Source organism: Rhizobium sp. ZW T2_16, assembly GCF_044987325.1.
In the GTDB taxonomy this organism is placed as follows: domain Bacteria; phylum Pseudomonadota; class Alphaproteobacteria; order Rhizobiales; family Rhizobiaceae; genus Neorhizobium; species Neorhizobium cellulosilyticum.
On record NZ_JBJDRG010000021.1, the window covers coordinates 1 to 12,938 of the forward strand.

General features: G+C 57.0%; 12 protein-coding genes, 2 tRNA genes and 2 pseudogenes. 3 read left to right on the forward strand and 13 right to left on the reverse strand.

Features of this window, described 5'->3' with window-relative positions; genetic code table 11:
* Positions 1 to 489: 489 nt before the first annotated feature.
* A tRNA-Asn gene (locus ACI3K0_RS26350) sits at positions 490 to 565 on the reverse strand.
* Positions 566 to 908: 343 nt separating this feature from the next.
* Here ACI3K0_RS26350 and ACI3K0_RS26355 point away from each other — a divergent pair.
* Positions 909 to 984 (forward strand) — tRNA-Lys (locus ACI3K0_RS26355).
* A 199-nt stretch (positions 985 to 1,183) separates the two neighbouring features.
* On the opposite strand, the gene ACI3K0_RS26360 is transcribed toward ACI3K0_RS26355, so the two are convergent.
* The 8 genes and pseudogenes from ACI3K0_RS26360 to ACI3K0_RS26395 all read right to left on the reverse strand — a co-directional run bounded on the left by ACI3K0_RS26360 (position 1,184) and on the right by ACI3K0_RS26395 (position 8,900).
* Positions 1,184 to 1,462 (reverse strand): hypothetical protein, encoded by a 279-nt coding sequence (locus tag ACI3K0_RS26360; protein WP_286195101.1) that lies wholly within the window; start codon positions 1,460 to 1,462, stop codon positions 1,184 to 1,186.
* Positions 1,462 to 2,181: pseudogene (ugpQ, locus tag ACI3K0_RS26365) on the reverse strand (glycerophosphodiester phosphodiesterase). The gene ACI3K0_RS26360 and the pseudogene ugpQ overlap by 1 nt, the downstream one beginning before the upstream one ends.
* 12 nt (positions 2,182 to 2,193) lie before the next feature.
* A pseudogene (locus ACI3K0_RS26370) lies at positions 2,194 to 2,908 on the reverse strand (ABC transporter ATP-binding protein); the annotation flags it as partial.
* A 602-nt stretch (positions 2,909 to 3,510) separates the two neighbouring features.
* Positions 3,511 to 4,092 carry an S-(hydroxymethyl)glutathione synthase gene (gene gfa, locus ACI3K0_RS26375; RefSeq protein WP_206828968.1) on the reverse strand — a complete coding sequence of 194 codons (582 nt, stop codon included), beginning with the start codon at positions 4,090 to 4,092 and terminating at the stop codon, positions 3,511 to 3,513.
* An 83-nt stretch (positions 4,093 to 4,175) separates the two neighbouring features.
* On the reverse strand, positions 4,176 to 5,303 hold the full coding sequence (locus ACI3K0_RS26380) for an S-(hydroxymethyl)glutathione dehydrogenase/class III alcohol dehydrogenase (protein WP_404946560.1): 1,128 nt from the start codon (positions 5,301 to 5,303) through the stop codon (positions 4,176 to 4,178).
* Positions 5,304 to 5,373: 70 nt separating this feature from the next.
* Positions 5,374 to 6,207 (reverse strand): substrate-binding domain-containing protein, encoded by an 834-nt coding sequence (locus ACI3K0_RS26385; RefSeq protein ID WP_206829006.1) that lies wholly within the window; start codon positions 6,205 to 6,207, stop codon positions 5,374 to 5,376.
* A 64-nt stretch (positions 6,208 to 6,271) separates the two neighbouring features.
* Positions 6,272 to 6,799, reverse strand: a complete 528-nt coding sequence (locus ACI3K0_RS26390; protein WP_404946548.1) for a c-type cytochrome, methanol metabolism-related — start codon at positions 6,797 to 6,799, stop codon at positions 6,272 to 6,274.
* A 178-nt stretch (positions 6,800 to 6,977) separates the two neighbouring features.
* Positions 6,978 to 8,900, reverse strand: a complete 1,923-nt coding sequence (locus tag ACI3K0_RS26395; protein ID WP_206828970.1) for a methanol/ethanol family PQQ-dependent dehydrogenase — start codon at positions 8,898 to 8,900, stop codon at positions 6,978 to 6,980.
* Positions 8,901 to 9,316: 416 nt separating this feature from the next.
* Here ACI3K0_RS26395 and ACI3K0_RS26400 point away from each other — a divergent pair, with 416 nt between their 5' ends.
* A complete protein-coding gene (locus tag ACI3K0_RS26400; protein WP_286195103.1) occupies positions 9,317 to 9,661 on the forward strand; it encodes a hypothetical protein in 345 nt (114 codons plus the stop codon).
* Positions 9,662 to 9,692: 31 nt separating this feature from the next.
* Here ACI3K0_RS26400 and ACI3K0_RS26405 read toward each other — a convergent pair whose 3' ends face one another.
* Positions 9,693 to 9,902 (reverse strand): hypothetical protein, encoded by a 210-nt coding sequence (locus ACI3K0_RS26405; RefSeq protein WP_206828971.1) that lies wholly within the window; start codon positions 9,900 to 9,902, stop codon positions 9,693 to 9,695.
* A 257-nt stretch (positions 9,903 to 10,159) separates the two neighbouring features.
* On the opposite strand from ACI3K0_RS26405, the gene ACI3K0_RS26410 reads away from it, so the two are divergent.
* Entirely contained in the window at positions 10,160 to 10,540 is a 381-nt protein-coding gene (locus tag ACI3K0_RS26410; RefSeq protein ID WP_183827948.1) for a cytochrome c family protein, read from the forward strand.
* Between the two features lie 27 nt (positions 10,541 to 10,567).
* Here the strand turns inward: ACI3K0_RS26410 and ACI3K0_RS26415 are convergent, their stop codons facing one another.
* The 3 genes from ACI3K0_RS26415 to ACI3K0_RS26425 are packed head-to-tail and all read right to left on the reverse strand — an operon-like array spanning position 10,568 to position 12,935.
* Positions 10,568 to 11,200, reverse strand: a complete 633-nt coding sequence (locus ACI3K0_RS26415) for a hypothetical protein (RefSeq protein ID WP_206828972.1) — start codon at positions 11,198 to 11,200, stop codon at positions 10,568 to 10,570.
* Positions 11,200 to 12,066 carry an ABC transporter permease gene (locus tag ACI3K0_RS26420; protein ID WP_206828973.1) on the reverse strand — a complete coding sequence of 289 codons (867 nt, stop codon included), beginning with the start codon at positions 12,064 to 12,066 and terminating at the stop codon, positions 11,200 to 11,202. Before ACI3K0_RS26420 ends, ACI3K0_RS26415 begins: the two co-directional genes overlap by 1 nt.
* Positions 12,063 to 12,935, reverse strand: a complete 873-nt coding sequence (locus tag ACI3K0_RS26425) for an ATP-binding cassette domain-containing protein (protein WP_404946549.1) — start codon at positions 12,933 to 12,935, stop codon at positions 12,063 to 12,065. Before ACI3K0_RS26425 ends, ACI3K0_RS26420 begins: the two co-directional genes overlap by 4 nt.
* Positions 12,936 to 12,938 lie beyond the last annotated feature (3 nt).

The following is a 12,938-nucleotide window of genomic DNA, read 5'->3' on the forward strand; positions in this document are numbered from 1 at the left end:
CTTCTAAACAGACCGTCCCTAAACCATAAAGCTCAAGAACCGTCCGCGAAAACCCGCCGACCACGTTTCTCTTTCTTCTCATATTCAATTGTCAAATAACCGACGATCCAAAACCCGAAAGCCTAAATCGTCACAAAAAACAGAGCCAAACCGTAACCCGGTCCTAATCAGTATTTGCTGATTATTGGATGTTTCCAAAGCGACAATCAGCTTGCTTGCCGATGCCCCGCTTCAGTGGTGCGGCTTATAAGGGCGAGGCCGCGGCGCCGTCAATGGGGAAAAGTGCGAATGTTGAGAATAAATTTATAAGAGATTGATTTGAAAAGATAATGTCCGTTCCGCCGTGTGAGGGTGATAATTTCGGCCATTTGCAAGCGCCATTCCAGGCACTTGGTCTATGCGAATGCAGTCGAAACTTTTGTATGAAAGGAAGCCCGTTTTCAGTCTTCCCTAAGCCGCGTTGAATTCGCATGAATGTCGACCACGCGATGGCTGGAATGGCAGGGCTCGAACCTGCGACCGGGCGATTAACAGTCGCCTGCTCTACCAACTGAGCTACATTCCAATGCACTTTCCTGACGCAAATGCTCGTGCCTCAGTGTTGGGACGCGCTGTCTACATGCACATCGTTTGACAATCAAGCGTCGATTTTCCCCTCGGCGTGTAGGTGTGACCATATGGGTGGAGTTGGAGGTAACGTCTGAGTTCGGGGAGAAGCACACTAGCCTGAGGCTTCGCGACGACGCGATCCCTCTCAATTGCGCAGGCAGCCGGCCAACAGTTAAAAACTCAGCGGAAGGTTCATATGAGATGCTGTCCCTCATCACATGCTGCAGCGCACGATCCAGTCTGGACAAACCCCTAGGTCCATTCTATAGGGCCATCTGTCACCACTTAGATGGTGACGCGGGTGATTAGCTCAGTTGGTAGAGCAGCTGACTCTTAATCAGCGGGTCGTAGGTTCGAGCCCTACATCACCCACCAGTCTTATTCTTTTCATCGACGTTTCAATGTTTCACGTTCTGACCGCCACGGAAACTCCAGTTCCCTGCGAACCAACCTTTGGGATCAGAGCACGAAGAGCAAAGACCTTGCGAAAGCCCGGGGGGACACTTGGGTCTCGGGTCACTTGTTACGCTCTTGATGGGACTAGAACCTCCAGCCCTCTAAAACTACATGGACATTACACCTCGTAGGACGAAAGAATACGCTTCAAGGCCGTAACGGCGCCTGGCTGGCCGTCGTCCGAATAAACGCCCAACAACACAACATCCCGGATGCCGCGTCGGACTATATCCTCCAGCACCGCAAGAAATGCAGCATGGCTCTCGTTGAACACCCGCGTGGATGCTATCGTGTCTTCGAAGGTGCGAAGGGCAATGTCGCCACTACCCTCCTCTATCCATCCATAGCCGCCGTAGAGATCATGGAGATGAACATCGGCAACGACTCCAATCTGCATCAGGCGGCAACTCCATTCATGTCACCGCGGGCAGCATCGAACAGGTCGGGACGGTCGAGATTGATGTAATCGACGCCGGCGGAAGCGATCTCGCGGTGAACAGCAATGTCATCGCCCCCGTAATAGACCATGATGTCCAGACCGGCCTTGCGGCTTGCCTCGATGATGGCAGGGCGGCGCATTTGCTCGGGTGTGATCTCGATGATCAATGCATGATGCGCTGCACCGACCAGAGAGGGAGACTTGGCGATGTTGAGCGTCATAATCTTTATTAATTCCGGTGCAATGATTTGCAGGTCGCGGCGCATTTCCTCGGAGAAGGAGAAATAGAATGTGTCGCGCACCATGCCGAGATCGCGCACCAGTGCCACGACCTGGCCGGGTCGCAATATTTCAGTTCGATATAGACACCGGCGCCACCGCGCAGATGCTCGAGATAGACATCGAGCCGCGGAAGTTGGCACCCTTGAATTGGTCATCAAACCAGCTGCCTGCATCGAGCGTGTCGATTTCGCCTGATAGATATGGCCGACCGGACTTTTGGCGTTGGTGGTGCGGTCCAGCGCTTCGTCATAGATGACATAGAGGACACCATCGGCGCTTTCGCGCACGTCGAGTTCAATATAATCGGCCCCTTGCTCCAACGCGAGATTGGCCGCAGCAAAGGTGTTTTCAGGCGCAAACTTATTTGCGCCTCGATGCGATACGATTTTGCTCACTGAAGATTCCTCTCAGTTTGCGGGTTCGAGCACGCGGGCGCGACCTGCGGCATGGTGTAAAAAATCGGCATTGAGATCGGCGATGCGATTGCCGGACGCATCGAACACGAGCGTCAGTTCGGACTTGGCTGTAATGCCCACCTTGGTGTCCGGCGCATGCCGAACCGCTTCACCATATTCAAGCGCGTGGATAATGCCTGCTGGCGTGTCGATCGTGTAAAAGACTTCACTGCCCATCGGCTCGACAGTGACTATCTCTCCATGAAATAGCGCTATCTCAGCCGACGTTAGCGTGATGTCTTCCGGGCGAAGACCGAAGGTTACGGCGCCGGAGCATTGCGCGTTGAGATCAAACGAGGCATTGGCGACCTGAAGGCGACGGCCATCAGCATTGCCCTTCAGGAGGTTCATCGGCGGTGTGCCGATAAAGCCTGCCACGAACAGGTTGTTGGAACGGCGATACAGATCGTCCGGCGTGCCGATTTGGGCATTCTCGCCATTGTTCATGCAGATGATCCGATCCGCCATGGTGATCGCCTCGATCTGGTCGTGGGTAACGATCAGCGTGGTGAAACCGAGGCGTCTGGATGCTTTTCAACTCCGCCCACATGGTGATGCGCAGCGTGGCATCGAGGTTAGAGAGCGGTTCATCGAGCAGAAGAATGTTCGGCTCCTTCACCAGCGCGCGGGCAAGAGCTACGCGCTGCTGCTGGCCGCCGGAAAGACGCCGGCAAGCATAAAAAAATTTCCCACAGTGGTTGCTGACAGTATGCGCGCTTTTAAGCCCGGCGGCAGTCTTCGCTTCAGGGGCCTACGCCATGAATTTGGCAGTCCCATCACTACTCCCGATCTGGTATTTCCAGGAAAGTTAAACCGACGGCAACGAGATACGCAAACCCAGAGCGGAAGCGAACGTGAGCGCGGCATGCGCGAGCACCTTGCTCACAGCATCAAGCTGCTGGTTGCTATGGGAAACTCTCAGAAACAGTATGCCATCCTGCAGAGATCTGCCCGAAATTAGGTGCGTCGCATGGGCCAAATATGGTGTGAAAGGTGTCTTCACCAAACAAACAAGAAAACATAGCGAGCCTCACCGAGATCCGTGCGCTACTGACTTTCCGATGGTAAGGACATGACCCCGTGTATAACGGCTCCGAATTCAAGCATAAGAAATTCTGCCCTACCGGCGCCAGATCGCAAACCGGCAGGAGGACCTCCGCAACCTCGACTATCGAACTCTTGCTCCCGCCCAAATTGCCACCCCTTGAGCCATACGGCAAACCCGTGCCGTATGGCGTTCCGTCAACGGGTACATCCTGCAGGCAAGAGTCAGGCCGGGAGCGCTCCGGATTTTTTCGCCACCCATGTCGCGACATAATCCATCAGGCCGGGCGAAAGGCAGTCATAGGGCTCTAGTCCCAGCTCCTTGAGCCGGGCCCTGACACCGTCCATACGCTCCGGATTGACTCCGGATTCGATGATCGATGATACGAAAGCAGCAAACCCCGGAGGTGCCCAACCGTTTTCCTGGAACCGCTCCGGATGGATGAAATCCAGTCCCTTGAATGCGTGGTCCCGCTCGACCGGACCATACATATGAACACCGCATTGTTTGCAGGCATGTCTCTGGATGAGCGCGCTGGGATCAACCACCGCGAGCTTGTCGCCGTTTTCAAGCACCGTCACCTTATTGTGAGGCACAACGGCGACGATCGAAAAGTCGGCGCCCTTCGGCTTCCAGCATTTGGTGCAACCGCACGCGTGGTTATGTGCCACCTGCCCTTCGATCTTCACCTTCACCGGTCTGTCGGTGCACTCGCACACCAATGTGCCGCCGGAAAAGCCGGCGCCGGCGGGTTTCACGCCGCCATCCACCGCGGGATGGATGCGAACTTGAACTGCACTGTCCATTGCAAGTCTCCTCCTCTGTTTAAAATCCTGTGCCGGTTACCGGCGTCTGCCCGAAGTCTCTTCGTCTTGTGGCAAAGAACCGCTCAATAGATGACCACGCCGCGGATGCTTTCGCCCTTATGCATCAGCTCGAAGCCCTTGTTGATGTCTTCGAGCGGCATTGTGTGAGTGATCATCGGGTCGATCTGAATCTTTCCCTCCATGTACCAGTCGACGATCTTCGGCACGTCGGTGCGGCCGCGTGCGCCGCCGAAGGCAGTACCCATCCAGTTGCGGCCGGTGACCAGCTGGAACGGGCGCGTCGAGATCTCCTGGCCGGCGCCGGCAACGCCGATGATCACCGACTTGCCCCAGCCGCGATGCGACGATTCCAGCGCCTGGCGCATCACCTTCGTGTTGCCGGTGCAGTCGAACGTGTAGTCGGCACCGCCGATCAGGTCGCCATGACGCTTGGTCATGTTGACCAGATAAGGAACGATATCCTCACCGACTTCCTTCGGATTGACGAAGTGGGTCATGCCGAACTTCTCGCCCCATTCCTTGCGGTCGGGGTTGATGTCGACGCCGATGATCATGTCGGCGCCGGCAAGGCGCAGGCCCTGCAATACGTTCAGGCCAATGCCGCCGAGGCCGAAGACGATCGCGGTGGAGCCGATCTCGACCTTTGCCGTGTTGATGACGGCACCAATGCCGGTGGTCACGCCGCAGCCGATATAGCAGACCTTGTCGAAAGGTGCGTCGGGATTGATCTTGGCAAGCGCGATCTCCGGCAGAACGGTGAAGTTCGCGAAGGTCGAGCAGCCCATATAGTGGTGGATCTTGTCCTTGCCGATCGAGAAGCGCGAGGTGCCGTCCGGCATCACGCCCTGGCCCTGGGTGGAGCGGATCGAGGTGCAGAGATTGGTCTTGCGCGAGGTGCAGGAATAGCACTCGCGGCATTCCGGCGTGTAGAGCGGAATGACGTGATCGCCCTTCTTCAACGAAGTGACGCCGGGGCCGACATCGACGACGATGCCGGCGCCTTCATGGCCGAGAATGGCCGGAAACAGGCCTTCCGGGTCCGCGCCCGAGAGGGTGAAATCGTCGGTGTGGCAGATCCCGGTGGCCTTGATCTCGACCAGCACTTCGCCGGCCTTCGGGCCGTCGAGCTGAACCGTCATCACTTCCAGCGGTTTACCTGCCTGAACGGCAACAGCGGCGCGGACATCCATCTTTCCCTCACTCCCCTTTGACTGTCCCTGGAACAGGCCGTTTTTCCCGGCCTCAAGCCTGCTCATGGCTTCACTGGGTAATCCTCTGATCCCGTTCGTCGAGCAGCGGCACGCCATAATCCAGCAGCAGCTTGTCGATTTTTGCCTGGTTTTCCTTGATGAACGTATTGAGTGTGCGCTTCCAGCTCTGGTCGGAGGGGCGAACTCCCATGGTGATCCGGTAGATCATGCGCTGGCCGCCCTTTTCATGGATAAGCGGCACGAGTGTCATCTGGGCACCGGATCGAGAGGCATAATAACCGGCCATCGGCCCCCAAAGGACTGCGGCGTCGATTGCCCCTGACTGCATGTCACGCATCGCCAGCTCTGCCATGGAGGGCATGGCACGCGTATCGACCATCAGCGGATAGACCTTTGCCTTCCCCATCAGCTTAGCCTTGGCCATGTTAGCCGTCGGCGGCGTACCCTCGACAACCCCGATGCGCTTGTCTTTAAGCTTCGGGTCGGCGAGCGTTTCGACCCCCGACAGATCGCCGCCCTTCCGATAGACCAGCACATAGGACGAGCGGTAATAGGCATTGGTGTTCTGCACCAACTCATCACCCTGTGCGTATCCCATGATGACATCGCAACGGTTGGCCCCGAGCGTGTTGCGTACGAAACCATTGATCGAGGGAAACCACGTATACGCGACCGATTTTCGTCCCGTCCCCTCTGCAACAATCTGTGCCAACTTGTCCTCGAAACCCTCGCCGCTTTGATCGGAAAAGGGCATGTTGGACGGATCGGCACAGACGCGCAGAACATCCGGATCGACAAGTTCTCCCGCCGCGCCAAGACCAGCCCCTTGAGCAAGAACCTGATGTGTCATGACACTCATCACTGCTGCGAAAATCGCCATCATCCATCCGCCGTGAGCGAGATTCCGCACTACCGGAAAGATGCCGGGCAGGACACCATGCTTCATCTCAGCCTCCCATACAGGAGGTTTCGTAGTCTTTCGCCCCTTGTGGTTTATCGGCCTTTTTCGGCGGACGACCGCGGGGGGCTGCACCGACCGCACGCGCCCGCAGATAGACGTAGATGTCGTCGAGATAACAGTAGACATTCTTGTTATCGCCAAAAGCCGGCATGACGTTCTCCTTGCCGCCACCGACATTTTTGCGCCCTTCCGCCACGATCGACAGGAAACTCGCATAATCCAGCCGCTTTAAGCTGTCTGCCAAGGCCGGAGCATAACTGGACCCGACGCCGTCTGGCCCATGACAGACATGACAGTCGGAATGATATCGGCGGTAGCCGCTGAACGTATACCAATCGACCGTACCGTCCGCCTGAATCTTGAAGGTTGGATTTCCGTCCTTGTCGAGAAACTTGCCATCCTCCTCGGTCACCGCCGCCGCCTTTTCCTTGTCATCATCGGCGAAGGTCATTCCGGGTGTTAGAAACGACAATGTCACGATGCCAAATGCGATAGCTGCATTGCAAAAAGCCATTGATGAACCTCACATGTGAAACATTTCGGGAGCGATGAAAAAGCCCCGCCTTAAAGCTTCCAACCAAGTGAAGAAGCCTGCCCGCACAGTCATTTCGGATAATCATTCGATGCCCAGAGGGAACCTTGAGGGCCGCGCCACGCGAGCGCGACCCTTCGACGGAGGATTATTTCCGTGGTCAGTTGTCCGGGAGGCCGAATACTGTCAGCTGGCCGCCAAGCGTGGTGTAGTCGGCAAGCGCCGCATAACCGCCGACAGCACCGAGACCCGCCGTTCCGACGACGGCAGCCTCATCCTGTCCGCCGCGCCCCTGATCCACTGCACCATGCCATGCCGCAGCGTTTTCAGGAGACAGAAGACCACCGGCAAGACCGATGCCGGCCCAGCCGCCAACGCCCGAAAGCACGGCGATATACTGTTTTCCGCCATGTTCGAACGTGTTGATATTGCCGATAATGCCGGAAGGCGTCTTGAACCTGTAAAGTTCCTTGCCCTTCAGATCGACAGCCTTGATATAGCCTTCCAGCGTGCCGTAGAAGACCACGTCTCCGGCGGTTGCCAGCGCCCCGGACCAGACGGAGAACTGTTCGGGTATAGACCAAACGATCTCACCCTTGGCGGCATCCCAGGCAATGAAATTGCCCATGCCGCCATGGCTTTCCGGCGCCGGATACATCGATACGGTCGCTCCGACATAAGGCTGGCCGGCCGTATAGCTCACCTTGTAAGGCTCGTAATCCATGCAGACATGGTTGGTCGGCACGTAGAACAGCCCTGTTTTCGGTGAATAGGTCGCCGGCTGCTGATCTTTCGACCCGAGTGCTGCGGGACAAATGCCGGTAGCGTTGACGTCCTCACCATTCTGCTGCGTCGAATATTTCGCGACCACCTGTGGCCGGCCATATTGCTCGCTCTTCGGATCCATCACGACTTCCGTCGCCCAGTTGACCTTCGGATCGTATTTCTTGGCCACCAGCAACTCGCCGCTCACCCGATCCAGCGTATAGCCGAAGCCGTTTCGGTCGAGATGCACCAGAACGTCATGTTTCTTGCCCTTGACCTCCATGCCGTCGACGAGAATGTTCTCGTTGACGCCGTCATAATCCCACTCGTCATGCGGGGTCATCTGATAGAGCCATTTGGCTTTGCCCGTATCGGCATCGCGCGCCATCAAGGTCATCGACCAGCGATTGTCGCCAGGCCTTTGAACCGGGTTCCAGGTCGAGGGATTGCCGGTGCCGTAATAGATGAGGTTGGACTTCGCATCGTAGGAGAACCAGCCCCAGGTCGTACCGCCGCCGGTCTTCCACTGATCGCCTTCCCAGGTATTGATGCCGGAATCCTTACCGACCGGCTTGCCCAGATGGGTCGTTTTTTCCGGGTCGATCAGCGTTTCGGCATCAGGCCCGGTCGAATAGGCTTTCCACGCGAGCGAACCGTCCTTCAGGTTATAGGCCGCAGTCCAGCCGCGAACGCCGAATTCGGCGCCGGAAATGCCGATCAGCACCTTGTCCTTGACCACAAGCGGCGCAGCCGTGCCGGATTCGCCCTTGCCGCCATCGATCTGATCGCCATTCTTCACCGACCACACGACCTTGCCGGTCTTGGCATCGAGCGCCACAACCGTCGTATCGGCCTGGTTCAGAATGATCTTGCCGTCACCATAGGCGACCCCGCGGTTGACGGTGTCGCAGCACATGATGCCGATGACGTTCGGGTCCTGCTTGGGTTCGTATTTCCAGAGGATCTTGCCGTCATTCTTCAGGTCCAGCGCATAGACGATATTCGGGAATGGCGTGTGAATATACATCACGTCGCCGATGACCAGCGGTCCACCCTCATGGCCTCTGAGGACGCCGGTGGAAAAGGTCCATTTCACCTGTAGGTTCTTGACGTTGCCCGCAGTGATCTCCTTGAGTTCCGAATAACGATGGTTGCCATAGTTGCCGGTCGGCATCGCCCAGTTTTTCGGGTCTTTGGCAAGCTTGGTCAGGTCGTCGTTGGCGAAAGCCGCCCCGGAAAACCCCGTGGCCAGAACGCCCGCGGTCGCCAGTGGTAGAAATAGATTTCGTGCAATGTTGGAATTGACAGGTATCCGCATGTGAAATCCTCCCGATGCTTATTATCCACGCACGGCTCGTCGTCGCGAACCGTCGCATGCTCCAGCGCAGCCAAGTGATTTTCTCAATGTGCGGGAAACGTTTCCGTCAGCGTGTCACGGCAAAAGGATGGGCCAAGGGCACCTTTACTGCCCACCCGATAGGCCTGCGGATCTTGCCTCTCCCAAAAACAAGACCTTGAAGCCGGAAACCGTTTAAAAGATAGGGTATTACATTAATCGCGGCAAGTGTATTATTTGCGCTGACTTGATCTATAATTGAATTTGCTGCTCTGCGACATATTTTACTGCAAATGCTCAGGAGTATTACTTAGATAAAACAAATGATAATTTGAAGATGATTGCGGAATTATCTTTGAGCATTGGGAGTACAACGCCATGAACAAGGAAGGTTTTTGATGTTTATCAGAATTTTTCAGCTCTCAATCTTCTTCGTTGCACTCTGCTTCACCACAATCTCCCTGGCGCGGGACGATTACCCGACGGTTGCAATAGTCGATTATGTCCACGGTTGCATGAAAGCGAACGGCGAAACGCGAAACGCACTCCAAAGTTGTTCTTGCTCAATCGATGTCATCTCGTCGATCGTACCCTATGAGCGTTACGAGGCGGCCGAGACTTTTATGAGCCTGGGCCTGCAGACGGGCGAGCGAGGTGTACTTTTCCGACAGGGAGCTGTGGCGAAATCGGCCGTTTCCGAGCTGCGACGCGCTCAGGCGGAGGCGGACGTTCGCTGTTTCTGACCGTGTTGACAATTCGCTAGCGGCTGGAAAATCAGACCTTGCGACCCTTATCCGGAAAGGCGCATTTCCAGCGTACAATTCTTACCGCAGGGTGCTGTCCCGACCATTTCGCGATTTCCGCCGGCGCCAGGATCATGCATTGGAACAGCGAACCGCGGCTCTCGAAAAGCAGATGCTCATTGCGGCAATCGCTGAGATTGGCCAACAGACACACCGTCAGGACAAGATCGACTATGTTCATCGCAAGCCCCTCTCCTGCATCATGTGGACCGCGATTTTGTCGGCCTGCAGGGGCCGTCAGCAGGCTACAGAATACGCTTACCCGAAAAAGCCGTCAATCAGACATGCCGAACGTACGAAATCTCTAATGCAACCTTATTTTGCATACGACCTGATTTCGGGATGTTGACTTAGCGTTATGACTAACTACCCTTGCGTGTGCAGGCGTGGTGTCGAACCAAGTTACCCGTCACCGCTCATGCTTTTGGGAGGAACTCTATGCGTGCCATCTGTTATATTGGCGCCATCGGCCTTGTGTTGCCGATGGCGGGCTATGCCTTTGGCCAGGATGCGGCTGCGGGTGAAAAGGTATTTGCGAAATGCAAGGCCTGTCATGTCTCCGATACCGATCAGAACAAGATAGGCCCTTCTCTGAAAGGGCTGCTCGGACGAACGGCAGGATCCCATGAGGGCTTCAAATATTCGGCGGCCATGAGCGATGCCGGCAAGGGCGGCATGGTGTGGGATGAAGCGACACTCACCACCTATCTTCATGACCCTAAAGGCGTCGTCAAAGGCACCAAGATGGCGTTCGTCGGGCTGAAGGCGGACAAGGACGTGGCCGATGTCATCGCATATCTGAAGCAATTTTCGCCGTGACATCTGGTGTTGGCGGCCCGACCCGCTTCACTGAGCGAGCGAGGCCTCGGCAAGCGTTTTGACCAGCGCATACAGCCGCTGCTCTATCAACGTCGGCACCTCGCAGACATAAGTGAGCGACTGGACGCGTTCCTGGAAGATGCGCGTCTGGAACATCAACTGGTCGCTGCGCAGCGTCACCTGGTTCTGGTCCACATCCGGCTTTGCCCGCATGGCATCAAGCGCAGAGCCTTCCCGACGAAGGCTGGCCGCCAAATCACGCTGGCGTTGCGCATAACGGGCGATGCCGGAGATGACATGGCTGCGCTCGCCATTCATCTTGTCGAACAGCCCCTGTATCAGCATGGCAATATGTTGTGGCCGCTCGTCTGTCGGCAGCATGTTGCGATAGGCTTTGATCTTCTCCTGCGCTTCCGGCAGCGGAAGGCGCCGTGCAGCGAGATCATCCACCAGTTCCGACACCACCTCGTCCTTCGACCAGTCTGCGGCCTGTGGCGGCAGCTCTGGGCCGGTCCAGATCTGGCCGATTGACAGTTCGGGCACCTTGCGCTGGATGCAGGGCCAGTCCGGATCGTCTCCTTGAGCGGAGAAAGCCGGCGATGACAATGCTGCATACCCCAAGGTCACAGCAGCGATCGGAACACGTATGATCGGCAGCATCAGCCATTACCTCCTGTATCCCTTTTGCGGCTCAACAGTCCTTTGGCAGGATCATAGGCGAGGATGGCGCCGCCGAGAAAAAGCACCGTGAAACCGCAGACGACCGCGAGCGACGTCCAGTCGATCCGGCCGTAAAGCGCGAAGCGGATCAGTTCCACCGCATAGGTAAAAGGGTTCGCCTGGCAGATATGGAAGAGAGGTGGGCTGGATTCCTGAATTCGCCAGAGCGGATAGAGCGCCGAGGATGCAAAATACATCGGAAAGATCACGAAATTCATGATGCCCGCAAAGTTTTCCAGCTGGCGGATCATCGAGGATAGCAGCATGCCGAGCGAACACAGCATCATACCGGCCAGAACCAATGCCGGCAGAACCAGCAGGTAACCGATCACCGGCGGCTTGACGCTCCAGAACCAGGCGATGGCGAGAAACACATAGACCTGCAACACCGAGACGGCGACACCAGCGAGAAGTTTCGAGACCAGCAGAAACCAGCGCGGAAACGGGCTGACGAGCAGGGTGCGCATGTTGCCCATCTCGCGATCATAGACCATGGAAAGCGACGACTGCATGCCGGAAAACAACAGGATCATGCCGCAGAGCCCCGGCGTGATATAGACCTCATAGAGAACATAGGTTTTGTAAGGCGGGATGATCGATACCCCCAGAACCTGGCGAAAGCCGGCGGCAAAGACGAACAGCCACAGAAGCGGCCGCACCAGCGAGGAGACGAAACGTTCGCGCTGATTGAGGAAACGCAGGCCCTCGCGAAGCATGATGCCGGTGAGGCAGGCGGCGTATTGAGCGAAGCCAAAGCCGCGTGATGAGCCGCCGGAAAAGGTGTCGGTTTGGGCCGGAATGCTCATCGCACCACTCCGACCAACGGAGCCATCGCTTCAACCTCGCCGTTTGCGGCAAGGTCGCTCTTCCCCTCAATCGCCGCTGCGGTAACCACGCTCAACCCGGAACGCGAAGCTCCACTCGTCAAACCCGCGAAAGCACCGCCGATATCCCTCGCCCCCGACTGACGCACCACATCCGCAACCGCCCCCGCCACCAGCACGCGTCCCTTGTCGAGGATCACCACATCGTCGGCCCGATCAACCTCGTCGATCAGATGCGTTGCCCAAAATACGCTCAAACCGGTCTGCTTCACCAGCACCCGGATTGCCGCCAGGATGTCGGAGCGCGATCGGATATCCAGGCCAACCGTCGCCTCGTCAAGCAGGAGCAGGGATGGCCGATGCAACAGCGCACGCACGATTTCCACACGCCGCATCTGTCCGCCGGAAAGGTTGCGTGCTTTGTCATGCAGCCGGTCAGCCATGTCGACCTGCGCCAGAAGCTCCCTGATCCGCACCATTGCATCCCGCCTGCCGATGCCATGCAGCGCCGCGTGATAGGCGAGGTTCTGGCCGACGGAGAGGTCGAGATCGAGCGTGCGCGCCTGAAAGACGATGCCAAGCCGGCGCAGGGCTTCGCCCGGTTCGCGCCTGATATCCCGGCCAAATACGCGGATCGATCCGTGACGGGTGTCGTAAAGGTGGCTGACCAGCGAAAACAACGTTGTCTTGCCGGCACCATTCAGACCCAGCAGAACGGTAAAGCTACCTGCGGGAAGGGAGAAGGAGACGGCATCGAGCGCTTTCTTCTGCCCATAGGAATGGCTGACCATGGCAACCTCCAGCGCCATGGCTTGTGCTAGGCCGCCCTCGTCTTTGATACCGTGCATCATGTT